Source organism: Stutzerimonas azotifigens, from assembly GCF_013522725.1.
Lineage (GTDB): Bacteria > Pseudomonadota > Gammaproteobacteria > Pseudomonadales > Pseudomonadaceae > Stutzerimonas > Stutzerimonas azotifigens_A.
The window spans coordinates 530,934-553,579 of record NZ_JAAMRF010000001.1; the positions used below are offsets into that span (position 1 = coordinate 530,934).

Annotated in this window: 19 protein-coding genes; 6 read left to right on the plus strand and 13 right to left on the minus strand. The window is 64.9% G+C overall.

Translation table 11 applies throughout. From position 1 onward, the window contains the following. Positions 1-19: 19 nt before the first annotated feature. Positions 20-928, minus strand: a complete 909-nt coding sequence (locus tag G7026_RS02495) for a LysR family transcriptional regulator (protein WP_181069072.1) — start codon at positions 926-928, stop codon at positions 20-22. A 74-nt stretch (positions 929-1,002) separates the two neighbouring features. On the opposite strand from G7026_RS02495, the gene G7026_RS02500 reads away from it, so the two are divergent. Both G7026_RS02500 and G7026_RS02505 read left to right on the plus strand, forming a co-directional pair. Beyond that, the gene (locus G7026_RS02500; protein WP_181069074.1) at positions 1,003-1,323 is read left to right on the plus strand and encodes a 3-phosphoglycerate kinase; all 321 of its coding nucleotides are present in this window, start codon (positions 1,003-1,005) and stop codon (positions 1,321-1,323) included. A 551-nt stretch (positions 1,324-1,874) separates the two neighbouring features. After that, complete coding sequence (locus G7026_RS02505; protein WP_181069076.1) at positions 1,875-3,191, plus strand: DEAD/DEAH box helicase; 1,317 nt, start codon at positions 1,875-1,877, stop codon at positions 3,189-3,191. Between the two features lie 295 nt (positions 3,192-3,486). On the opposite strand, the gene G7026_RS02510 is transcribed toward G7026_RS02505, so the two are convergent. Beyond that, positions 3,487-3,768, minus strand: a complete 282-nt coding sequence (locus G7026_RS02510) for a hypothetical protein (protein ID WP_181069077.1) — start codon at positions 3,766-3,768, stop codon at positions 3,487-3,489. A gap of 167 nt (positions 3,769-3,935) precedes the next feature. On the opposite strand from G7026_RS02510, the gene G7026_RS02515 reads away from it, so the two are divergent. After that, positions 3,936-4,331: a transcriptional regulator gene (locus G7026_RS02515; RefSeq protein ID WP_181069079.1), complete on the plus strand. Its 396-nt coding sequence runs from the start codon at positions 3,936-3,938 to the stop codon at positions 4,329-4,331. Between the two features lie 148 nt (positions 4,332-4,479). On the opposite strand, the gene G7026_RS02520 is transcribed toward G7026_RS02515, so the two are convergent. The 5 genes from G7026_RS02520 to G7026_RS02540 all read right to left on the minus strand — a co-directional run bounded on the left by G7026_RS02520 (position 4,480) and on the right by G7026_RS02540 (position 9,653). Next, a complete protein-coding gene (locus G7026_RS02520; protein ID WP_181069081.1) occupies positions 4,480-6,249 on the minus strand; it encodes a S8/S53 family peptidase in 1,770 nt (589 codons plus the stop codon). Positions 6,250-6,281: 32 nt separating this feature from the next. Further along, entirely contained in the window at positions 6,282-7,241 is a 960-nt protein-coding gene (gene egtD, locus G7026_RS02525) for an L-histidine N(alpha)-methyltransferase (protein WP_181069083.1), read from the minus strand. Continuing rightward, entirely contained in the window at positions 7,242-8,537 is a 1,296-nt protein-coding gene (gene egtB, locus G7026_RS02530) for an ergothioneine biosynthesis protein EgtB (protein ID WP_181069084.1), read from the minus strand. 100 nt (positions 8,538-8,637) lie between these two features. Next, the gene (locus G7026_RS02535; RefSeq protein ID WP_181069086.1) at positions 8,638-9,330 is read right to left on the minus strand and encodes an SDR family oxidoreductase; all 693 of its coding nucleotides are present in this window, start codon (positions 9,328-9,330) and stop codon (positions 8,638-8,640) included. A 14-nt stretch (positions 9,331-9,344) separates the two neighbouring features. After that, complete coding sequence (locus G7026_RS02540; protein ID WP_181069088.1) at positions 9,345-9,653, minus strand: hypothetical protein; 309 nt, start codon at positions 9,651-9,653, stop codon at positions 9,345-9,347. 123 nt (positions 9,654-9,776) lie between these two features. On the opposite strand from G7026_RS02540, the gene G7026_RS02545 reads away from it, so the two are divergent. Further along, positions 9,777-14,120 (plus strand): DEAD/DEAH box helicase, encoded by a 4,344-nt coding sequence (locus G7026_RS02545; RefSeq protein WP_181069089.1) that lies wholly within the window; start codon positions 9,777-9,779, stop codon positions 14,118-14,120. A 330-nt stretch (positions 14,121-14,450) separates the two neighbouring features. Here the strand turns inward: G7026_RS02545 and G7026_RS02550 are convergent, their stop codons facing one another. Beyond that, the gene (locus G7026_RS02550) at positions 14,451-15,317 is read right to left on the minus strand and encodes a DUF6279 family lipoprotein (RefSeq protein ID WP_181069091.1); all 867 of its coding nucleotides are present in this window, start codon (positions 15,315-15,317) and stop codon (positions 14,451-14,453) included. Between the two features lie 152 nt (positions 15,318-15,469). Between G7026_RS02550 and G7026_RS02555 the strand changes: the two genes are divergently transcribed. Next, positions 15,470-15,655 carry a hypothetical protein gene (locus tag G7026_RS02555; RefSeq protein ID WP_181069093.1) on the plus strand — a complete coding sequence of 62 codons (186 nt, stop codon included), beginning with the start codon at positions 15,470-15,472 and terminating at the stop codon, positions 15,653-15,655. Between the two features lie 21 nt (positions 15,656-15,676). On the opposite strand, the gene G7026_RS02560 is transcribed toward G7026_RS02555, so the two are convergent. The 5 genes from G7026_RS02560 to G7026_RS02580 form a co-directional block, all read right to left on the minus strand. Further along, positions 15,677-16,216: a hypothetical protein gene (locus tag G7026_RS02560; RefSeq protein WP_181069095.1), complete on the minus strand. Its 540-nt coding sequence runs from the start codon at positions 16,214-16,216 to the stop codon at positions 15,677-15,679. Positions 16,217-16,617: 401 nt separating this feature from the next. Continuing rightward, positions 16,618-18,138 (minus strand): tripartite tricarboxylate transporter permease, encoded by a 1,521-nt coding sequence (locus G7026_RS02565; RefSeq protein ID WP_181069097.1) that lies wholly within the window; start codon positions 18,136-18,138, stop codon positions 16,618-16,620. A 9-nt stretch (positions 18,139-18,147) separates the two neighbouring features. After that, the gene (locus tag G7026_RS02570; protein ID WP_181069099.1) at positions 18,148-18,624 is read right to left on the minus strand and encodes a tripartite tricarboxylate transporter TctB family protein; all 477 of its coding nucleotides are present in this window, start codon (positions 18,622-18,624) and stop codon (positions 18,148-18,150) included. 69 nt (positions 18,625-18,693) lie between these two features. Further along, positions 18,694-19,662, minus strand: a complete 969-nt coding sequence (locus G7026_RS02575; protein WP_181069101.1) for a tripartite tricarboxylate transporter substrate binding protein — start codon at positions 19,660-19,662, stop codon at positions 18,694-18,696. 33 nt (positions 19,663-19,695) lie between these two features. Beyond that, positions 19,696-21,093: an enolase C-terminal domain-like protein gene (locus G7026_RS02580; RefSeq protein WP_181069103.1), complete on the minus strand. Its 1,398-nt coding sequence runs from the start codon at positions 21,091-21,093 to the stop codon at positions 19,696-19,698. A 573-nt stretch (positions 21,094-21,666) separates the two neighbouring features. Between G7026_RS02580 and kdgD the strand changes: the two genes are divergently transcribed. Then, positions 21,667-22,578, plus strand: coding sequence for a 5-dehydro-4-deoxyglucarate dehydratase (gene kdgD, locus G7026_RS02585; RefSeq protein WP_181069105.1), 912 nt, complete (start codon positions 21,667-21,669; stop codon positions 22,576-22,578). Positions 22,579-22,646 lie beyond the last annotated feature (68 nt).

Here is a 22,646-nt window from a genome sequence, read left to right on the forward strand (position 1 = left end):
CCTGCGTTTGGGACGTCGTTCAACCCGCGAAGGCCGCGAGCGGTTCGGCATCGTACGTCTTGATCAGTTCGATGAGAATCTGTGTGGCCGGACCGAGGGTCTTGTCCTTGTTGGTGTAGAGGTAGAACAAGGGCCGACGCACGCCGCCCTGCACCAGCGGTAGCGGCTTGAGCACGCCTTCGGCCAGTTCGCGTTCGATCATGTGCCGCGGCAGCCAGGCAAAGCCCAGTCCATTGCGGACGAAGGCCACCGACGTCGCCAGGCTGCCGACTGTCCAGCGCTGCTCGGCGCCCAGCCAGCCGCTGTCGCGCGGCTGGCGGCGGCCCGAATCGCGGACCACCATCTGCATTTGGGTCTGCAGATCCTGCACGCTGAGCTTGCGCTGCAACTGGTGCAGCGGATGCTGGGCATGGGCCACGGCGACGAATTCGACGGTGCTCAGTTCGCTGCCGAGATAGCCGGTGATGTCCAGGCCACTGATGGCCAGGTCCGCATGGCCCTCCTTGAGCACCTCCTCGGCGCCGGAGAGTACCTCTTCGCGCAGCAGCACCCGACAGCCGCGGCTTTTCGGAATGAAAGCGGTCAGTGCGCGGATCAATTTCTGATTCGGGTAGGCCGCGTCCACCACCAGGCGCACTTCGGCTTCCCAGCCCTGTTCCATGTGATGGGCCAGTTCTTCCAGCTGGCCGGCCTGGATGAGCAACTGGCGCGAGCGACGCAACAGCACCGCGCCGGCGTCGGTTAGCACCGCCTTGCGGCCGTCGATGCGCAGCAACGGCACGCCAAGCTGCTCCTGCATGCGCGCCACGGTATAGCTCACCGACGACTGCGAGCGGTGCAGCACCTCGGCCGCCTGGGCGAAGCCTCCATGGTCGATGACCGCTTGCAGGGTGCGCCATTGGTCTAGGGTCACGCGGGGGGCTTTCATTGCATCCTGCTTCCTTCTGCTGCGGCGTAGGCGGTCTGATAAGCTCGGCCCCGCCCCGTAGGAGATTGCCAAAAATGAAAAGATTCTGCTGCGTGCTTCTTGCCTTGCTGCCCGTTGCCGGTTTTGCCGCGACCTATCCGATCGAAGTCGAACAGAAACTCAACGATGCCGAGATCTCGGTGACCCCCCAGGCCATCGACCGGGACATGTCCGCGTTGTTGCTCTACAACTACGGGCCGGTTCCTGTGGCTTGTACGGCGGTATTCCGCAACGGCCCCGAGTCGCCGCGTACGCGCAAGGCCGTGATTCCCTCCGGCGCTCAGATGCCGATGACGGTCAAGTTCAAGCGCGATGTCATCCGCTTGCGCACAAGCCTCACCTGCGAGAAGCAGTGACGCCGTTCAGTCGAGTAACCCCTCGAAGAGTTCCTAGATGGTGCCGGTGGCGACGGCGACCGGCACCACGTCGCGCTCGAGCTGGCGCCAGTCGTAACCCTCGTGGCGCGGCAAGCGGTCGAGCAGGCTGCCGTTCATGCGCTTGGCGATACCCGGAGGTAGTGCTTGTCGCGCGCGAGGTTCCTGGCGATGCCGGGCGGTAAGGCGTCGGCTGGAGCCAGGAGGTGACGTTCGCAGAGCAGGATCTGGCGGATCCGCCCCGTATCGAGTTGCGGGCCTGCCAATTGGCTGGTCCCTTTGCCCGGACCTGCCTGGTGCTGTTTGCCCGGTTGGGGTCGGCCATGGACGTGGTAGCGCACAGCCGTGCGCTGGCAAAGGCAGCGATTCGTAGAGCTCTGTTCATGGTGATTCCGGCGCCTTGGCGCGCTGACGATGGCCAAGCTTAGCGGCCTCGGCCTCCGAGAAACACGGGCGCCCATGGATGCGGCGCCCGGCTGCGTAACCGGGTAACCTATGCAGCCGTTTTCCCCGTCTTCGCCCGAGGTGTCGCCTTGTTTTCCCAATTCGCCCTGCACGAACGCCTGCTCAAGGCGGTCGCCGAACTCAACTTCGTCGAGCCCACGCCCGTGCAGGTGGCGGCCATCCCTCCGGCGCTCGAAGGGCGCGACCTGCGGGTGACGGCACAGACCGGCAGCGGCAAGACCGCCGCCTTCGTGCTGCCGATGCTCAACCGCCTGATCCGCGACGCCCAGCCGCGCACCGACGTGCGTGCGCTGATTCTGCTGCCGACCCGCGAGCTGGCGCAGCAGACCCTCAAGGAGGTCGAGCGCTTCGCCCAGTTCACCTTCATCAAGGGCGGCATCGTCACTGGCGGGGAAGACTTCAAGGTGCAGGCCGCGATGCTGCGTAAGTGCCCGGACATCCTGATCGGCACGCCGGGCCGGCTGATCGAACACCTCAACGCCGGCAACCTGGTGCTCAAGGATGTCGAGCTGCTGGTGCTGGACGAGGCCGACCGGATGCTCGACATGGGCTTCGCCGAAGACGTGCAGCGCCTGGTTGGCGAATGTGGCAAGCGCGAGCAGACCCTGCTGTTCTCCGCCACCACCGGCGGCGCGGCGCTGCGCGAGATGGCGGCGCAGGTGCTCGATGACCCGTTGCACCTTCAGCTCAACCGCGTCAGCGAGCTGAACGAAAACATCCGCCAGCAGATCATCACCGCCGACGACCCGGCGCATAAGGAAAAGCTGGTGCACTGGTTGCTGGCCAACGAGCCGTTTCAGAAGGCGATCATCTTCACCAACACCCGCGCCCAGGCCGACCGGCTGTACGGCCACCTGGTCGCCGGCGAGATGAAAGTCTTCGTGCTGCACGGCGAGAAGGACCAGAAGGACCGCAAGCTCGCCATCGATCGCCTCAAGCAGGGCGGGGTGAAGGTGCTGGTGGCGACCGACGTCGCCGCCCGTGGCCTGGACATCGATGGGCTGGATCTGGTCATCAACTTTGACATGCCGCGCTCCGGCGACGAATACGTGCACCGCATCGGCCGTACCGGTCGTGCCGGTGGCGATGGCCTGGCGATCTCGCTGATCTGCCACAACGACTGGAACCTGATGTCCAGCATCGAGCGCTACCTCAAGCAGCGCTTCGAACGTCGCGTGATCAAGGGCCTCAAAGGCACCTACCAAGGGCCGAAGAACCTCAAGGCTTCAGGCAAGGCCGCCGGTACCAAGAAGAAAAAGGTCGAGAAGAAAACCGCCGACAAGAAGGCCAAACCAACTGCGCGCAAGCCCAAGCGCGAGGCGCCGTCGAAGGTCGTCAGCCAGGACGGCCTGGCACCGCTCAAGCGCAAGAAGCCAGTGGAGTGAGGCCGCGTCTGCTCTAGGGTGGCGGTGCGATACTTCGCGGTCGAGACCGCTCCCACAGGGATTGTGGCGTGCCTGCGATGGCGCTCCGGACGATATTTCGTGGGAGCGGTCGGGGACGCCTAGTCTTGACCGCAATTCGATCCAGGCCACACCGCTGATCGGTGTTGCTGGTTGCCAGCGCGGCGTCTCAAAAGCTTCGTGATCGGCAGTGCCGAAGCCTGCTCTGACAGGAAGCCAGGCGGCTGGCGATTCCTGGGGCCAGCCCATTCACGTCGATGCTACCGCCAGGCCGATATCAACTGGCCGGAATGTCAGCTTCGTCTTCTGCCTTTTCCAAGTCGCGCATGCGCTGGTCGTAGGTCTCGCATTCGTTGCCTGTTTCGTTGGCGGTGCGTTTGAGTTGAAGCTCGCGGATTTCGGCGTTGATCTTGGCGGCGCGTTCGGGGTCGCTCTTGGTCAGTTCGTTGACCCTTTTGCCCAGTTCCTGGGCCTTGGCATTGGCCTCGTCGGTAGTACAGGCGAATGCCGCGGGGCTGGTCAGCAGGGCGGCGGTAAGCGGAATGATCAGGAATTTCATGGCGTAACTCCTCGCAGGACGTCTTGAACGGTGGATCGTCGATTCGCCGCTTAAGTTCAGCCGTCTGCCCGGCCAGCGGATGATCGAACCTAGCGGTTAACCCCAGGGTCACTATGCATATACGCCGTGCCTGCGGTGCGGTCGCCACCGGCAAAAGGAGAGACGTGATGAGTTACAACTGGGATCTGATCCTGCGCCTGCTGCATGAGGTGCAGAACTCGGCCAACGACACCTTCAAGCCGCGCCGTTATGCCGAAGAACACGCGCAGGCTATGGAGGCGGCCGGCCAACCATTGCCGAACCTCGATCATCTGCGTGCCGAAGCGTCCGACTACGAAAGCCTGCTGTTCGAGGGCAAATTCATCGCCACGCGGCCGACGGATGAGGGCGGCACCGGTGAGAACTTCGTGCTCACCGAGCGTGGCGCCCAATTGCTGCGCCTGATCGATGCGAGCTATCCCAACAGCGACGGCTTCCGCCAGCAGCTCGACGAACAGGGAGAGGCTGCGCTGGTGCCAGAAATTTTCGACGATCTCGCCGCCAAGGCCGCCGTCAGCAATTGATTCGCGGATCGCCCTGCCAAGCGCGCTCATAGCTGAGCGTGCCAGGCCTGGACGGTGGATCGGTGAAGCGTGATCCACCCTACGACGAGCGTAGGGTGGATGATGCTTTTTTCATCCACGCGTGTTTTTTACGCCTCCGCTTCCCTGGTCAACGTACCCGGTCGCGGCTTCTGACTGTCAAGTCCAACGCTTTTTGCATGTCCAATCGCGCCGAGCGGCCGATGTCTTTGTTATCGAGTTCATAGCCACGCTCCGAGGGCAGGATCGGAGCGGTGAGGTCGTCGGCATCGGTGGGTTCGAAATCGAATTCATCGCCGATGGTCATGGCGCTGCGACGCAGCAGAATGCGCAGTTGCTCCGGCGTCAGGTCTGGGTTGATCGACAGCATGGCGGCGACGATGCCACCGACCATCGGTGTCGCGTAGGACGTACCGCAATGAGGCTCGCCCCGCGCTTCGGCCTCGTGGGTCGAGGCTTCGGCGCACGCCGAGGCTGAAATGTCGACGCGCATGTCCAGGTTGGACGAGGCGCGTCGTTCGACGTAGCGCGGATCGTTCACCGAGACATTTTTCTCGCCGCTGCGCTGATGGCCGCCCACCACCAACAATTGTTCGGTGACGAAGGATGACGGCAGCCGGTACTCGTCGGCGCTGCTGAAGGACGAGCCGTTGCCGGCCGAGTTGACCACGACCACGTCCGGGTGCTTCATCCGCAGCCAGAGGAAGAACTCTTCGAGCAGCTCCTCGTAGCCGCTGAACGCCAGTCCCGAGCGCACCAGCGAGTCGACCTCGTCACCTTCGACGTCCCGTGCGCCGAGGCGATGGATGCCCCAGCTCCAGTTCAATATCCGCGCCCCGTCTTGGACCAGATTCACCGAAGCGGCGATATTGCCGAGGATGCCGGCGTCGGAGTTGCGGTCGACGATCACCTCGAAGCCGCCGCTCACCTCGTCGAGCCCGCGTAGAAAACCGGTGTTGCCGCCCTGGTTCCAGTCGGCGGCGAATATGCCGGCCACCGTGCTGCCATGGCCGTCGGGCTTGTCGCCATCGCGGGCATAGAGGCAGGTGCGGCGTTCGCCTTCGCATGCGCCGAGGTAACTGGCGAAGTCCGGCGCGTCGAAGTCCACATCGCGTTCGATCACCCCGATGCGCACCGGCGTCGGCTCGATGGGCGTCTCTCCGGCGGGAATGCGCCGACGGTAGTAGTTCACCGCATCGATGAAGCGGTTGGCCGCCCACTCCTCCGGTGCGGGTCGGGTTTCCGGGCGCTGCTCCGATTCGCCGCTTTCGGGACTCGACTCCTCGATCACCACGGCATCCACTGAAATCTCGCTGCCGATACGCAGCACCAGTGCATCGCGCTCGGTGAGGTTGGTTGCCGGCAAGCGCAGCTGATAGGTGTTGAGCGGCGGAATCGCGCCCACCACTTCGGCGCCGTAGCGCTCGGCCAGACGCCGTGCCTCTTCGAGGCCGTCGTGGTTTTCCTCGATCACCACACTGATGAGGTCAACATAGGTGGTCAGGCCGTCCATGTTCTTGGCGACCTGATCCGGCCCTGCCGCGAGCACGTGGCTGCTCTGCAGCGAGAGCCAGGCGGCGTTGCTGCGCTGTTCGCCGCGCTCGAGCCACAGCGGGCCGCTCTGGCGCTCGCGGGCGCGCAGGGTCAGGCGCAGCGTCTCGCCTTCGCGTACCAGATCATCCTGCTCCACCGGCTTGCCGTCGAGCAGGACACGAACGCCCGAGGCGTCGCTGCCCAGCCCGGTCGCGCGCAGGCAGAACGTCACTTCCTTCGCGTGCAGCAGGTCGCCGCAGCGCTGAAGCTGCTTTATCCGCAGCGGTTCGTCCGACAAGGCATGGGAGGCGCCAAACGCGAGAGAAAGCCCCAGCGCGAGGCTGGGGAGCAGGGAGGGGTTGGACATTGCGGTCTCATGGTGAGGTAGCGGGGTAAGGCTCAGCGGGTGAGGTAATGGACGCCGAACAGTGCCTTGGGATCGGTCCAGTAGGCGGTGGATTCGAAGCCGGCGCTTCGAGCCAGGTCGATGAAGGATTCGCGCGTGTACTTGTAGGAGTTCTCGGTGTGCAGGCTTTCGCCGGCATCGAAATGAAAATGCCGGCCTTCGATGACCACGTCCTGTGCCTGCGGGCTGATCAGGTGCATCTCGATGCGTGATTCGCGCTCGTTGAAGAACGCGTGATGGACGAAGCGCGAGGGGTCGATGTCGCTGTCCAGTTCTTCGCGGATGCGTTCGAGCAGGTTCAAATTGAACGCGGCAGTGACATGGGCCTTGTCGTTGTAGGCGGCTTCGAGCACGTCCTTGTCCTTGACCAGGTCGACGCCGATCAGCAACCCGGCACCGGCCGGCAGCATGGCATGCAACGAGCTGAGGAACTGGCGGGCCTGGTCTGGGGTGAAGTTGCCGATGCTGGAGCCGGGAAAGAAGGCCAGCGGGTGCTCGCTGTCGAAGCCCTGCGGCAGGGTCAGTTCACCGGTGAAGTCGGCGCAGGCCGCATGCACATCCAGCCACGGATAGTCAGCCGCCAGCCGCTGGGTGCTCGAAAGCAGAAAGTCCTGGGAGATGTCGATGCCCAGGTAGCTGGTCGGATGCATGGCCTCGAGCAGCAGGCGCACCTTGCGACTAGCGCCGCTGCCGAATTCGATGAGATCGGCCTGGGGGCCGGCGATCTCGACGATTTCGTTGGCGGCGCTACGCAGGATCGATTCTTCGGTGCGGGTCAGGTAATACTCAGGCTGCTTGCAGATCTGCTCGAACAGCTCCGAGCCGCGCCGGTCGTAGAAGAATTTGGGCGAGGCCCACTTGGGGGTCGCGGCGAAGCCCGCGAGGGTTTCGTCTCGAAGCGAGGCGGTATGCTCATGCTGACTCTGGTCGTAAAAGCGGACGGCAAGGGCCATTCAGCTCTCCTTGGCCAGGCGCAGGCCGGCAAACTGCCAGCGCGAGGCGGGTGGGAAGAAGTTGCGGTAGGTGGCACGAATATGGGGTTCGGGCGTGGCGCAGCTTCCGCCGCGCAACACCATCTGGCCGGACATGAACTTGCCGTTGTATTCACCCAGGCTGCCATCGAGCGGGCGGAAACCGGGGTAGGGCAGGTAGGCGCTGGCAGTCCACTCCCAGACATCGCCGAACAGCTGCGCCGGCGTGTCCGGCGAGGCGCCAGACGCCACCGGTTGCAGATGATCGCTTTCCAGAAAATTGCCACGCAGCGGTTGGTCGGCGGCTGAGACCTCCCATTCGGCCTCGGTGGGCAGGCGCGCGCCGGCCCAGCGCGCGTAGGCGTCGGCTTCGTAATAGCTGATGTGGCAGACCGGGGCGGCGAGATCCAGCGGGCGCAGACCGCCGAGGGTCATCTCGTGCCAGAAGCCTTCGTGGTGCTGCCAGTACAGGGGTGCGTTCCAACCTGCCTGGCGGATCAGATTCCAGCCGTCCGACAGCCACAGTTCGGTGCGCGCATAGCCGCCATCGACGATGAACGAGAGGTATTCGCCATTGGTGACCAGCCGGCTGCCGAGCTGGAAGTCTTCGACGAACTGGCGGTGTCTGGGTATTTCACAATCGAACGCGAACGCGTCGCCGCTGTGCCCGATGTGCCGTACGCCCCCTTCAATGCGGTGCCAGCGCAGCGTCTGCGGCGAGGGCGCCGGGGCCGGCTTCAGATCGCTGCGGTAGACCGGATGCAACGGGTTCTGCGCGAGAATGTGCTTGATGTCCATCAGCAGCAGTTCCTGATGCTGCTGCTCGTGCTGCAGGCCGAGTTCGACCCGGCGCACGATTTGCGCGGCGTGTTCGACCGGCGGCTGGCTGAGCAGGTCGCCCATGGCCTGGTCGATGTGATGGCGGTAGCGGTAGACCTCGGCCACGCCGGGCCGTGAGATTAGGCCGCGCTGGGCCCGCGGGAAGGGTGTGCCGTGGGTTTCGTAATACGAGTTGAAAAGGTGGTCGAAAGCCTCGTTGGGCGTCCGGTAACCGGCCAGGTAAGGCTTGAGCAGAAATGCCTCGAAGAACCAGCTCACGTGGGCCAGGTGCCATTTCGGCGGGCTCACGTCGGGCATGCTCTGGATCAGGTGATCTTCGACCGAGAGCGGCGAGCAGATCGATTCGCTGGTCGCGCGCACCTGCTGATAGCGTTGCAGCAAGTGGTCCAGGTAGGCCAGTGCCGGTCTCTGCATGGGCTCGCGTGCCAGGTGCGCCATGAGCTTCCTCTCGGGATTGGTTGGAGCGGCACGAACCGCTCCAGTAACGACCTGGAATCGACGGCGAAAGTTCGCTGGCGGAACGACGGGACGACTGCAGTCAGCTGTCCAGCGGAGGAGTCGGGCGGATGAGGATCTCGTTGAGGTCGACATGCGCCGGCTGCGAAAGCGCATAGAGCACCGCGTTGGCGATGTCCTGCGGTTGCAGCGCATAGGCGGGCGGCTCGTCGAACAGCGGGGTGTCGACCATGCCCGGTTCGATCAGGGTGACCCGCACGCCGCTGCCGCGCAGTTCTTCGCGCACGCTGTGGCCGAGTCCGGTAACCGCCCATTTGCTGGCGCTGTACATCGAGCCCGGGATCACGAAGCGCCCGGCTGCCGAGCCGGTCAGCAGCAGGTGGCCGCGGCTGGCCTTGAGCGCTTCGAGGCTGTAGCGCACCGTCAGGGCGACGCCGAACACGTTGGTAAGCAGCATCTCGCGCCAGACTTCCGGATCCGCACCGCTGAATCCGCCTTCGGCACCGGGTATTCCGGCATTGGCGTAGACCGCATCGAGCCGGCCATAGGTCTCGAGCGTCTTCGCGACCATGGCCTGCTGGTCGGCGATTTCCTTGACGTCGCAGGTGATCGCCAGCGCGCGGTCAGGACCTCCCAGTTCACCCACCAGCGACTCGAGCTTGTCTTTCGAGCGTGCGGCCAGTGCCACGCGGTAACCGGCCCCGGTCGCGGCGCGGGCGGTGGCGGCGCCGATGCCGGAAGAGGCGCCGGTGATCAGCAGTACGGGATCTGCCACGGGGGTCTCCTGGCTCAGTAATTGGGGGTGGTGACCGGAATGCCTGTGCTGTCTTCCATCGGCATCGTCCAGGGTTCGAGCCGGCAGCCTTTCTGCTCGACGTCCAACCGCGCCTGTTGCAGCACGTTGCCCATGCTTATCGGGTCGGCGTACTGGCTGCTCGGGACGTTGGTCACTTGAAGGACCGGTTCGCCGCTGCCGCTCATCACGGTGAAGCCGAAGCTGTCATCCTCCGGGTTGGCGCTGGTCACGCAGCCCAGCGGCAGGAAGGCTTCGGATGCCAGTTTCATCGCATCGTCCAGGGATATCGACGGGTTGCTCATGCTGCCTCCAGGGGTTGGGGTTGCACAGGGTAGACCCCGCCCGGCAGTGGCCGTTTCCCCGGCCTGCCGACCAGCTGTCAGCGCAGCCTTGTGGTCGGCCGGTGGCGGCACCATATTCGGTGCATGACTCAAGAAACCTTCGACGCCGCGCTGGCCGGCTTTCATCCCGCCGTTGCCGGCTGGTTCGCTCGCCATTTCCCCGCGCCCACCGCCGCGCAGGCGGCAGCCTGGCCACTGATCCGATCGGGCCGCTCGACGCTGGTCGCCGCGCCCACCGGCTCGGGCAAGACGCTGACCGCGTTTCTGGCCGCGCTGGACGACCTGGTTCGCCGCGGTTTGGCCGAAGGCGAACTGGCGGACGAAACCCTGGTGGTCTACGTCTCGCCGCTCAAGGCGCTGTCCAACGATATCCAGCTCAACCTGGTCGAGCCGCTGGCCGGCATCTCGGCGGAACTGGAGCGGCTCGGCCTGCCCCCGGTGGACATCCGCACCGCGGTGCGCACCGGCGACACGCCGCAGAGCGAGCGCACCGCCATGCGCAAGCGGGCGCCTCACATCCTGGTCACGACGCCTGAATCGCTCTACGTGCTGCTCGGTTCCGAATCTGGACGGGACATGCTCAAAGGCGTACGCAGCGTCATCGTCGATGAGATTCACGCCATCGCCGGCAACAAGCGGGGCAGCCACCTGGCGCTCTCGCTGGAGCGGCTCGAAGCGCTCTGTGACCAGCCGCTGGTCCGGGTGGGGCTGTCCGCGACACAGAAACCGATCGAGGCGGTCGCCGGGTTTCTGGTGGGCGCCGGGCGCTCCTGCGAAGTGGTGGACGTCGGCCACCGTCGCGCTCGCGACCTGGCCCTCGAAGTGCCACCGGTGCCTCTCGAAGGGGTGATGAGCAACGAGGTCTGGGAGCTGTGTTACGACCGCCTCGCCGAGCTGGCCCGCGAGCATCGCACCACCCTGATCTTCGTCAACACGCGGCGCATGGCCGAGCGCGCGGCGCGGCACCTGAGCGAGCGCCTGGGCACCGATCAGGTGGCGGCGCACCACGGCAGCATGGCCCGCGAGCAGCGCCTGGATGCCGAGCAACGGCTCAAGCGTGGCGAGCTACGAGTACTGGTGGCGACCGCATCGCTGGAGCTGGGCATCGACATCGGCGATGTCGAACTGGTCTGCCAGTTGGGCTCGCCCGGCTCGATCGCGGCCTTCCTGCAGCGGGTCGGGCGAGCAGGGCACCAGGTTGCCGGTGTCTCCAAGGGCCGCCTGTTTCCCAGTTCCCGGGACGATCTGATCGAGTGCGCGGCGCTGCTCGACTGCGTGCGGCGCGGCGAGCTGGACCGGCTGAAGATCCCTCAGGCGCCCCTTGACGTGCTGGCCCAGCAGATCGTGGCCGAGGTGTCCTGCCGAGAGTGGCTGGAAAGTGATCTGCTGGCGCTGGTTCGCCGCGCCATGCCTTACGCCGAGCTGGACGAAGCGCGCTATCAGGCCGTACTGGCGATGCTCGCCGAGGGCTACACCACCCGCCACGGCGCCCGCGGCGCCTACCTGCACCGCGACAGCGTCTCGCGCAGCCTGCGCGGGCGCCGTGGCGGACGGCTGACCGCGCTGACCTCCGGCGGCACCATCGCCGACAACGCGGACTACAGCGTACTGCTCGAGCCCCAGGGGCTGAACATCGGTACCGTCAACGAGGATTTCGCGGTCGAGAGTCTGGCCGGCGACGTGTTCCAGCTCGGCAACACCGCCTACAAGATTCTCAAGATCGAGCCCGGCCGGGTGCGGGTCGAGGATGCCAAAGGCCAGCCGCCTAATATCCCGTTCTGGTTGGGCGAGGCGCCGGGGCGCAGCGATGAATTGTCCTCTGCCGTGGCGCGGCTGCGTGGGCAGATCGACGACCTGCTGGCTGACGCCGCGGCGTCACCTGGCGATCCGCGCGGCGAGGAACAGCCCTCCCGGCTGCAAGCGGCGATCGACTGGCTTCGCAACACGTTGGGTCTGGATGAATCGGCCGCCCGGCAGATTGTCGAGTACCTGGCCCGCGCCCGATCGGCGCTCGGCGCCTTGGCCACCCAGCAGCGGCTGGTGATGGAGCGTTTTTTCGACGAGTCCGGCGGTACGCAGCTGATCATCCATTCGCCGTTCGGCAGCCGGCTCAACCGGGCCTGGGGGCTGGCGCTGCGCAAGCGCTTCTGCCGCACCTTCAACTTCGAGCTGCAGGCGGCGGCGACCGAGGATGCGATCATCCTGTCGCTGTCGACCAGCCACAGCTTCGAGCTGGACGAGGTATGGCGCTACCTGCATTCGAATTCGGCGCGCCAGGTGCTGATCCAGGCGCTGCTCGATGCACCGCTGTTCGGCGTGCGCTGGCGCTGGAACGCCACCACCGCGCTGGCCTTGCCGCGCATGGCCGGCGGACGCAAAGTGGCGCCGCAGCTGCAACGGATGAAGAGCGAGGACCTGCTCGCCACGGTCTTTCCAGATCAGGTCGCGTGCCTGGAGAACATCGTTGGCGAGCGCGAGATTCCCGATCACCCGCTGGTCGCGCAGACCCTGGACGATTGCCTTAACGAAGCGATGGACTGCGATGGCTGGCTGGCCCTGCTTGGCGCGATGGAGCGCGGCGAGGTCCAGCTGCTCTGTCGCGACCTGCCGGCACCGTCGCCGCTGGCGATCCAGGTGCTCGGCGCGCGGCCCTACGCCTTTCTCGACGATGCGCCGCTCGAGGAGCGACGTACCCAGGCGGTGCTCAACCGCCGCTGGACCGATCCGGAGTCGAGCGATGACCTCGGCGCGCTGGACCCCGATGCCATCGAGGCGGTGCGGGCCGAAGCCTGGCCCGAGGCGCGCAGCGCGGACGAGATGCACGAGGCGCTGACCGGGCTGGGCTGCATGGCTGAGGACGAGGCCAGCGATCACCCGCACTGGCAAGCCTGGCTGGACGAGCTGGCACGTGCCGGGCGGGCGACGCGTATGCAGGTCGCGACCGGACGTGCGCTGTGGCTGCCGGTCGAGCGCCTGGCGATGTTGCGGGCGATCTACCCCACCGCAACGCTGGCGCCCGCGCTGCAGACGCCGGTCGGCTACGACCAGGCCTGGGACGAGGAGCAGGCCATCACCGAGCTGATCCGCGCCCGGCTGTCCGGCTTCGGCCCGCTGCCGGTGGCCTTGATCGCGCGTCCGCTGGCGCTGCCGGCCTCGGCGGTGGCCCAGGCGCTGCTACGCCTGGAGCGCGAGGGGTACGTGATGCGCGGCCGCTTCAGCCCCGATGCCGGTGAAGAACAATGGTGCGAACGTCACCTGCTGGCGCGCATCCACCGCTACACGGTCAAGCGCCTGCGCCGCGAGATCGAGCCGGTGGAGCGCGCCGACTTCATGCGCTTTCTGTTCGACTGGCAGCATCTCTCCAAGGACGCACGCATGCGTGGCGCCGATGCGCTGGACGTCGTCGTCGGTCAGCTCGAGGGCTTCCAGGCGGCCGCTGGCGCCTGGGAGAGCGAACTGCTACCTGCTCGGTTGCAGGATTACAGCATCACCTGGCTCGATGATCTGTGCCGCTCCGGCCGGGTGGTCTGGACTCGCCTGGCCGGCCGAACCAAGGCCGGAAGCGGGCCTGTGCGCGGCACGCCGATCGTCCTGCTGCCGCGCCGCCAGCTGGCCACCTGGCAGCGTCTGGCCGGCGTGCAGGGTGCGCTGGAACTCTCGCCACGTGCACAACGGGTGCTCGATACGCTGCGCGACCAGGGCGCGCTGTTTTTCGACGAACTCACCCACGAAGCGCACCTGTTGCGCAGCGAACTGGAGGATGCTCTGGGCGAGCTGGTGGCGGTCGGGGTGGTCAATGCCGACAGCTTCGCCGGCCTGCGTGCGCTTCTTGCGCCAGCCGCCAAGCGTGGCCGGAGCGGGCGGCGCAACCGGGGTGGGGCGTTCATCGGTGGCATGGCCGATGCTGGCCGCTGGGCGCTGGTACGCAAACCTCCACCGGAGAGCGACGACAACGGTCGCGCCACCCCCGATCAGCAGGCGTTGGAGCATCTGGCAATGGTGCTGTTGCGCCGTTACGGTGTGGTCTTCTGGCGCGTACTCGAACGGGAAGCCGACTGGCTGCCGCCGTGGCGCGAGCTGCTGCGCGTCTACCACCGGCTCGAGGCACGCGGCGAGATTCGCGGCGGGCGCTTCGTCGCGGGCGTCTCGGGCGAACAGTTCGCCATGCCCGACGCCGTCGCGCTGCTACGCGAAACCCGCAAGCGAGCGGGCAGCGGCGAGCTGGTCAGCGTATCGGCCGTCGACCCGTTGAATCAGCTCGGTACGCTACTGCCCGGGGCGCGTGTGCCGGCGCTCGCCGGTAATCGCATCGTCTACCGCGACGGCGTCCCAGTGGCGACGCTGGTGGCCGGCAAGATCGAGACGCTCTCCGAGCTGCCGATCGAACAGTTGGCACTGGTGCGCCAGAACCTGATCGTGAGGGTTTGAAACGCAGCGTGAAGCTTGCCGGAGCTTTGGAGCTTTGGAGCTTTAGTTAGAGGCTGGCAAGCTTTTCGTGGGTGCAACTGTCTTTTTCATGGGTTCCATTCGTGCCAGGTTCCCGAATGGAGCGCCCTGGACGGTAAGGGTGGCGAGCATGAGCGCTCGGTAGCCCCTCACCCTAACCCTCTCCCCCGAGGGAAGGGGACGTATGTGTCGTTCTGACGATCTGCGAACCGTGGAAACGGCCGGGGACGCTTAGTCTTGACCGCGATTGCGATCGAGGCCATCGAAGACAATGGCCTGCCACCACAGCAGGCCCCAAACTCCTGGCTCCAGCTAATCCCTCAAACAGCGCAGCGAGCTGAAATCCTTGCGGATGCCTTCGATGCGCGAAATCAGGCGGGCGCGCTGGGTCTCGCTGGCCATCGCATAGATGTCGACGGCGAGCGCCAGGCCGGCTTGCTCGGTATTGGCGAAGGCTTGGCGATAGTCATCGGTCCAGTAGGCTTCCCGGTTCTGCAGCAGGCTGGCCATGCGCTCGGGGAACTGCGGCGACTGGCGTTGCTCCAGCGCCTCGACGAACGCCTGTTGCCAATGAACCCGGTTATCCAGCCAGCGGCGGTTCTGGTCGCCGAGGGAATGGGACCATTGCAGCACCCGCTGACGCTGCTCGGCGCTCAGTCGACCGAACCAGTCCGCCAGGCGCTCCTGCATGCGCTCGGCGCGGTCGCGAATCTGCCGGTCGAGCGGTGGGTCGAGATACTTTTCCTGGCGCTCACGGCGGTCTTCCTCGAGCTTGGTTTGCAGCTCGCGGACTTGGCGGTCGTCCAGGTCACGTAGCAATTCCACGGTGGTAGGGGTGATTTCGACCGCTATCACCTCTATCGCATCCCTGGCCTCACGGTAGCGGGCGCGCAGGGTCTGTTCGTCCACCGTGCCGCTGGCGGCGTGTTGCTGCATCCGTTCGAGCCAGGTCAGGTAGTCGGGCAGCTGGGTCTTGCAATGCCAGCTCAGGTGTTCACGGAGGTCGGCCTTGAAGCCGCGCTGCTGCTCGGCGTTCATCGCCAGGTAGTCGTTCAGCGACCAGGGAATGAGGGTGTCCAGATTGCGGTAGACCAGGGTGATCCGTGTGCAGCCGGCCAGGGCGACGGCAAATGCCAGCGTCAGCAGCAGGGTTTTGATCAGCGTCGACGAGTCCTGCATCGGGGCCTCGAAAGTCCGGGGGCTTGGTCAATAGAGCCCAACGGACTCTCACCGTTCGCGGCGCTTCGATGCAAGTCGTTTCAATTGAAATCGAGCAAAGCCGGGCGGTAGTGGTCAGCTGTATACGACGTTATGCCCAAGCAGGAGGACGAATGAAACCGACGGTACGCAAATTGACCAGTGACGAAATGCCCGCATCCTGGCGGCCAACCTGGGTGGTGTGCTGGATCGTGGAGCTCGACGGCGCGCTGATGGGCGGACCTTATGCCTCGGAAGCCGAAGCGCAGGCCGTGGCGAACGGTGAAAAGGCGCCGGATACGGATCACACCGCGCTCTGATCGCTGACGCGACCGGGTCGCTCAGTCCTCGGCCGGCTCGGTCGCGGAACGTTCTTTAGCCAGCTGTTGCGGGGCGTCGAGCAACTGATCGACGACCTCGCGTGCCTTGTCGAAGGACGGATAGCCACTCTGGGCCACGTCCAGTTCCCCGTAGCGTTCACGATAATGGCGCGCCTTGGCGGGGTCGGGCTGATCGATCAGGTACGGCTCGTCGTAGATCTTGTAGAGCAGGGCAATGGCGTGCGGGTGGTCCTTGTCGGCGGCCTTGTCCAGCATCCGGATCACCTCGGTAGTTTGCGGACCCTGACGAATCATCAGCAGGGCACGGTAGAACTCTGTCTCGCCGCGTTCATCCTGCCTGGCGCTGCGGTTGAGCAACGCATGGGCCAGCTCGTAGCCTTCTTCGTCACCCGCCGCGATAAGTATCTTCGCCTGCATCAGATCGTTCTGGTAAAGCAGACGATCCTCGCGGCAGGCGCTCTCGCTCCACGGCATATCGCAGGATTGCGAGGCACAGCCGCTCAGGGCGAGCAGCAGCACGATCATCATTGGTGTTTTCATGGCTGACCTTGCCTTTCCGTCATTGTTATTCGCGTCGTTCGACCAGCGGTGCGGGGTTCTGTTCGCCCAGGGCCAGGATGCGAGCAGCCAGAGTTGGAATCAGCGTAGCAGCGTGAGGCGTGTCAGCCTCTCGTCCGATCCCCCCTCACCTCAGCCCTTTCCCTCAGGGAGCGGGGGCTGTTGGTGGTTGCTGGGAGAAAAGTGTCAGGCTTTCGGCCGTTTCCCCTCACCCCAGCCCTCTCCCTCAAGGAGAGGGACGTTGGGTGGTAGCCGGGTGAGGAGTGTCAGGTTCCACTGGTCCGCCCCCTCTCCCCTCCGGGGAGAGGGCTAGGGTGGGGGGCGTGCCCCTTTTTGAATTCCCCGGTTTTCTGCGTGGGCTACCGGCGAAGGGCGTGCGGAGGTCAGCTGCGCAACAACTCGGCCGTAGCGCTTTTCTTCGAGCGCAGGGCCTGGATCAGATGCCAGGCAATAGACGCGGCCGCGAGTATGAGGAACGCGCAGGAGATCGGGTTGGTGATGAACCCGCTGAAGTTGCCGTCCGACAGCATCAGGCCGCGGCGCAGATTGGTTTCGGCCATCGGGCCCAGGATGAAGCCGATGATGAAGGGCGCCGCGGGCATACCGCCCTTCACGAAGCCATAGCCGATCAGGCCGAACAGCATGATGGACCAGACATCGAACAGCCGGCTGCTCAGCCCGAACGCGCCCACCACGCAGAGCACCAGGATGATCGGCAGCAGGATGTGCTTGGGCACCGCCAGCAGCTTGATGAAGATGCGCAGCCCGTAGAACTCCAGTACCAGCATCATCACCGAGGCCAGCAGCAGCGCGGCGAAGATGGTGTACACCAGCGGTCCCTGGCTGATGAACAGCATGGGGCCCGGCTGGATGCCGTGGATCAGGAAGCCGCCGAGCAGGATCGCGGTCGTCGCATCGCCCGGAATGCCGAGGGTCATCAGCGGAATCATCGCGCTGCCGATGCCGGCGTTGTTGGCCGTTTCGCTGGCTACCACGCCGGCGGGTTCACCCTTGCCGAAGCGCTCCGGGTGTTTGGAGCGTTTCTTGGCGAAGATGTAGGAGACGATGTTCGAGGTGCCCGCGCCGATGCCGGGCAGGATGCCGATGCCGATGCCGACCAGCGAGGAGCGGATGGCGTTGGGGATCTGAGCGAAGAACTCCCGGATGGAAAACCCGAAGCCCTTGACGTTCTTCATGTTCACGTCAGGGATGCGGGTTCGGTGGATGGATCGGCCGGTCTCGGCGATCTTGATCACTTCGGCGACGGCGAACATGCCGATCATCACCGTCAGCATGGCGAAACCCGCGTTGAGGTTGGGCGAGTCGAAGGTAAAGCGCCGAACCGCCTCGACCGGCGCGATGCCGACAGTGGAGAAGGCGAACCCCAGGGTGCCGGCGTAGATGCCCTTGAGCAATGAGCCTGCGGAGAGCGTGGCGATCAACGTCAGCGAGAAGACCGCGATGGAGAAGTATTCATGGGGACCGAAGCGCAGGGCGGTCTTCGCCAGCCAGGGCGCGATGGACATCAGTGCAACGATACTGAGGATGGTCCCGAAGAAGGAAAACACGACGCCCAGGCCGAGCGCCTTTACACCCTCGCCCTTTTCCATCATTGGTGCACCGTCGAAGGTGGTGGCGATGGAGGCGGGTGTTCCGGGGATCTTCAACAGGATCGCCGAGATCAGCCCTCCGGATGTAGCGCCGATGAACAGGGCGACCAGCAACGATAGTCCGGCGGCCGGACCCATGGTGTAGGTCAGTGGCAGACACAGCGCGATGGCCATGGTGGCCGAGAGGCCGGGTACCGCGCCGAAGACGATCCCGACGGCGACGCCCAGCGTGATGAGTACGAGGATGTAGGGTGTGAAGACAGCGCCGAATCCCGCCTGCAGTAGCTCGAACATGTCCGTCTCCTAAAGGTCCAGAAAGCCGGCCGGGAGCATCAGGTCGAAGCCGTGGCGGAAGGTGAAGAAGATAGCCATCGAAGCGATGACTGCGATCAGGGCGTAGGCCAGGTGGTTGGCTTTCTGTTCGTGCGGGGTCAGCACAATGAACTGCACGTACAGGTAGAGCGCGGTGACGATGGGGAATCCGACCGGTTTCAGCAGCCCGATATAGACTGCGATCAGTGCCAGGGTCTTGAGCACGGTGGGGTAGTCGACGGCTGTCTTGGGTGCCGCGTCCGGATCGGCTTCAGGCTGAACCGCCTTGCGCGCGCCCAACAGCTGCAGCAGCCCGAGCAGGCACAGCCCGACGGCAAGGACGTAAGGGACGGTCGAGGCGTCGATGGTGCCCTTGCGTGGCAGATTGATGGTCAGAACGAGGTAGAACAGGCCGGCGCAGAGCATCACTGCGCCGACCGCCAGCTCCTTTTTCTTGTACGTATCCATGGGCGGGTCCTCATGGTTTAAGGGCGGAAAGTCCGGACGCGGTGGCCGCGTCCGGTAGGTGCGCAGCGCTTATTTGCCCTGGCGCAACTCGTCCTTGAACTGCATGAATTCCTCGCGCGTCTTGCGCAGCAGTGCGACCGACTCTTCGCTGTTGTAGTAGCTCACCGGCTGCTTGAAGGTCTTCTTCAGCTCCTCGCCGTAGGCAGGGTCTTCGGTGATCTGCTTCATCACGTCAGCCATCTTCTGCACGATTGCCGGGTCGGTGCCCTTGGGGAAGGCGACGATGTAAGGCTTCTCCATCACGAAGTCGACGCCTTGCTCCTTGAAGGTCTTGACGTCGCCCAACAGCGGGTTGCGCTCGTCGTTGGGCTGGCCGAGGGCGAACATCTCGCCGCTGGTGACGTAATCCTGCACCGAGCCGTAGCTGATGCCGCCCAGGTCGATGCGACCGCCCAGCAGCGCCACGACCTTCTCGGATACGGTGCCCGCGTCGACCATCTTCATCTTGGCGCCGGTGAGCTTCTCGAACATCAGCCCTTGCAGGTGAGAGTAGCTGCCCATCTCGGTGCCGTAGGTGACTGTGTTGGGCTCGGCCTTGGCCTTGTCGATCAGCTGGTCGAGGGTGGTCAGGCCGGAGCTCTTGGACGACACGAACACCGCACCCTTGTCGACGCCGGCGATGCAGGAGATGTCGAAGGCTTCGAAGGAATCTTCGGTCAGGCCGGCGACCTCGTTGACGATCATCTGGCCGGTGTGGGTGAAGAGGATGGTGTTGCCATCCGGCGCGGCGCTCTTGACCTGATCAGCGGCGATGGTGCCGCCCCCGCCCGCCATGTTGGTGATGACCATTGGCTTGCCGGTGATCTTGGTGAAGTACTTGGCCATGGTGCGGGCGTTGAAGTCGGTGTCGCCACCGGCGTTGGCGATCACCACGACCTGTACCGGGCGGGTCGGCCATTCGGTTTCGGCAGCGAATGTGCTGGCGGCAGTGAAGCTCATGGCGGCGCAGAGCAGGGAGGCGCAAAGGGTTTTTCTCATTTTTATTTCCTCTGGGGTTGTGGCGGTGATGCCTTAGCGGGTTTTGCGACCGAGGCTCGGCTGCTTGGGGTCGTACTTCCAGTTTGGGACCAGGTACCGCATGGCCATGGCATCGTCGCGGGCGCCGGTGGCGACCTTGTTGTACAGCTCATGGGCCGCCATGATCCGGTCGAGGTCCGGCTCTATGCCCAGGCCCGGCTTGTCCGGTACCCGGACCTCGCCGCCGACGATCTGCAGCGGTTCGCGGGTCAGGCGCTCCTGGCCTTCCTGCCAGATCCAGTGGGTATCGATGGCGGTGATGCGGCCCGGCGCGGCGGCGGCGGCATGGGTGAACATGGCCAGCGACACATCGAAGTGGTTGTTGGAATGCGAGCCCCAGGTCAGGCCGAACTGGTCGCACATCTGCGCCAGGCGAACGGAGCCGGCCATGGTCCAGAAATGCGGGTCGGCCAGCGGGATGTCGACGGCTTCGAGGCGCAGCGAATGGCCCATCTGCCGCCAGTCGGTGGCGATCATGTTGGTGGCGGTGGGGATGCCGGTGGCGCGCTTGAACTCGGCCATCACTTCGCGGCCCGAATAGCCGTTTTCAGGGCCGCAAGGGTCCTCGGCATAGGCCAGGATATGGCCCTGGCCCTTGCACAGTGCGATGGCTTCTTCTAGCGACCACGCGCCGTTCGGGTCCAGGGTCACGCGGGCATCGGGGAAGCGCGCCTTGATGCCGGCGATAGCCTGCATTTCTTCGGCGCCGCTCATCACACCACCCTTGAGCTTGAAGTCCTTGAAGCCGTAGCGCGCCACGGTGGCTTCGGCCTGACGCACGATGGATTCGGGGGTCACGGCCTCCTGATGGCGGATGTGATACCAGTCGTCGCTGCTACCGGCGCCGGCGAGGTAGGGCAGGTCGGTGCGGGTACGGTCACCTATATAGAAGAGGTAGGCGAGCATCGGCACGCTGTCGCGCTGTTGGCCGCTGCCGAGCAGTTCGGCCACCGGTACGTCCAGATGCTGGCCGAGCAGGTCGAGCAGGGCAGCCTCGACGGCAGTGATCACGTTGTCCAGGCGCAAATTGATTTCATGCGGCTGCTTGAGCACCGCGGCCTCGGCCTCGGAGGTGACTTCGTGACGGGTGGCCTGGGGGCCCTGACCATTGCCGGCAATTGCATGGCGCAGCTGGTTGAGGATGCGGTTGTAGCGACCGACAGGCTGGCCGATCACCAGGGATTTCGTGCGTTCGAGTGCCTGGCGGATCCCTTCGCCACCCGGCACTTCGCCAATGCCGGTGCGTCCGGCGCTGTCCTTGAGCAGGACCAGGTTGCGGGTGAAGTAGGGCGCGTGTGCGCCGCACAGGTTGAGCAACATGCTGTCGTAGCCGGCCACCGGGATGACCTGCATGTCCTGCACAACCGGGGTCGCCGTCGTTTGATCAACCATTTTCCGTTTCGCTCCTCGAAAGTGTGGCGCCGATCGCCGTCAGGGAAGAAGGTGCTTGTGCAGCGGGCCCGGTCACGAAGCGCACGCTATTTGCCGTGGGGGCACGGAAGCGTCGGTGGGTATCGGTGATCGATAGAGGATGCTGCGCGGCGCTGCAGGAGGGGAGATGCTGGCCGACCAGGCGGGTCAGGGCACTCAGGCGATGGTCCAGGACCATGGCGAGAAGACGGGGGTGCGGGCTTGTGGCTGTACCACGGATCGTGGGCATGGGCCTGGCTCTTCTGTTGTTGTTATTGATGTCATAGGTTGTCATATGACTTGGCGAGATTATTACCAATCTCTGACGGCCCTTGTCAAACGTCACCGAGTCGATTCGCAACTTCACGGGCGTGTCATGATGCTGGCGCCAGGTATGGCTCAGAGGGCAAGCTAGAGCTGGCGAGGCTTGCAGCCTGACGGGTACGACGTTGGTCGTGTTCGAACGACGGGGGCTGGCAATGTCAATTGTCGTACGATAACGTATCTCTACTCATGTCGAGTTTCATAACAACTGCTGCGCAAGGTTTTCACATAATGAATCCACAAGAACTGAAGGCCATTCTTTCCTCGGGGCTGCTGTCGTTTCCCGTGACCGATTTCGATGCCCAGGGCGACTTCAACCGCGCGAGCTACGCCAAGCGTCTCGAGTGGCTGGCGCCCTATGGCGCGACTGCGCTGTTCGCGGCGGGCGGCACGGGCGAGTTCTTCTCGCTGGCCCCGAGCGAGTACCCGGACATCATCAAGACGGCGGTGGACACCTGCGCCGGCCAGGTACCGATCCTCGCCGGCGTCGGTGGCCCGACCCGCCTGGCGATCGAATACGCCCAGGAAGCCGAGCGCCTAGGCGCCAAGGGCTTGCTGCTGCTGCCGCATTACCTGACCGAAGCGAGCCAGGAAGGCGTGGCCGCCCATGTGGAGCAGGTGTGCAAGGCGGTGAAGATCGGCGTGGTGGTCTACAACCGCAACGTCTGCCGGCTGACGCCTGAGCTGCTCGAGCAACTGGCCGAGCGCTGCCCGAACCTGATCGGCTACAAGGACGGCCTGGGCGACATCGAACTGATGGTCTCGATCCGCCGTCGTCTGGGCGATCGCTTCAGCTACCTGGGTGGTCTGCCGACTGCCGAAGTCTACGCTGCGGCCTACAAGGCGCTGGGCGTGCCGGTGTATTCCTCGGCGGTGTTCAACTTCATCCCGAAGACGGCGATGGACTTCTACCACGCCATTGCCCGCGACGACCACGAGACGGTGGGCAAGCTGATCGACGACTTCTTCCTGCCGTACCTGGACATCCGCAACCAGTGCAAGGGCTATGCGGTGAGCATCGTCAAGGCGGGTGCGAAGATCGCAGGCTACGACGCCGGCCCGGTTCGCGCGCCGCTGACCGACCTCAAGCCCGACGAGTACGAGCGCTTGGCCGCACTGATGGCCAAGCAGGGCGCGCAGTAACTCGCCCATTGCCACAACGACCACGTCCGGCGTGATTGGCAGCGGGTCCACGGACCGTCGGCCAAAGC

Bases quoted from the DNA above. Each gene is read 5' to 3' on its own strand.
- kdgD (WP_181069105.1), top strand. From the start codon at position 21,667: ATGAATCCACAAGAACTGAAGGCCATTCTTTCCTCGGGGCTGCTGTCG.
- G7026_RS02565 (WP_181069097.1), bottom strand. From the start codon at position 18,138: ATGTTCGAGCTACTGCAGGCGGGATTCGGCGCTGTCTTCACACCCTAC.
- G7026_RS02540 (WP_181069088.1), bottom strand. From the start codon at position 9,653: ATGAGCAACCCGTCGATATCCCTGGACGATGCGATGAAACTGGCATCC.
- G7026_RS02575 (WP_181069101.1), bottom strand. From the start codon at position 19,662: ATGAGAAAAACCCTTTGCGCCTCCCTGCTCTGCGCCGCCATGAGCTTC.
- G7026_RS02510 (WP_181069077.1), bottom strand. From the start codon at position 3,768: ATGAAATTCCTGATCATTCCGCTTACCGCCGCCCTGCTGACCAGCCCC.
- G7026_RS02570 (WP_181069099.1), bottom strand. From the start codon at position 18,624: ATGGATACGTACAAGAAAAAGGAGCTGGCGGTCGGCGCAGTGATGCTC.
- G7026_RS02520 (WP_181069081.1), bottom strand. From the start codon at position 6,249: ATGTCCAACCCCTCCCTGCTCCCCAGCCTCGCGCTGGGGCTTTCTCTC.
- G7026_RS02545 (WP_181069089.1), top strand. From the start codon at position 9,777: ATGACTCAAGAAACCTTCGACGCCGCGCTGGCCGGCTTTCATCCCGCC.
- egtB (WP_181069084.1), bottom strand. From the start codon at position 8,537: ATGGCGCACCTGGCACGCGAGCCCATGCAGAGACCGGCACTGGCCTAC.
- G7026_RS02555 (WP_181069093.1), top strand. From the start codon at position 15,470: ATGAAACCGACGGTACGCAAATTGACCAGTGACGAAATGCCCGCATCC.
- G7026_RS02560 (WP_181069095.1), bottom strand. From the start codon at position 16,216: ATGAAAACACCAATGATGATCGTGCTGCTGCTCGCCCTGAGCGGCTGT.
- egtD (WP_181069083.1), bottom strand. From the start codon at position 7,241: ATGGCCCTTGCCGTCCGCTTTTACGACCAGAGTCAGCATGAGCATACC.
- G7026_RS02580 (WP_181069103.1), bottom strand. From the start codon at position 21,093: ATGGTTGATCAAACGACGGCGACCCCGGTTGTGCAGGACATGCAGGTC.
- G7026_RS02515 (WP_181069079.1), top strand. From the start codon at position 3,936: ATGAGTTACAACTGGGATCTGATCCTGCGCCTGCTGCATGAGGTGCAG.
- G7026_RS02495 (WP_181069072.1), bottom strand. From the start codon at position 928: ATGAAAGCCCCCCGCGTGACCCTAGACCAATGGCGCACCCTGCAAGCG.
- G7026_RS02550 (WP_181069091.1), bottom strand. From the start codon at position 15,317: ATGCAGGACTCGTCGACGCTGATCAAAACCCTGCTGCTGACGCTGGCA.
- G7026_RS02500 (WP_181069074.1), top strand. From the start codon at position 1,003: ATGAAAAGATTCTGCTGCGTGCTTCTTGCCTTGCTGCCCGTTGCCGGT.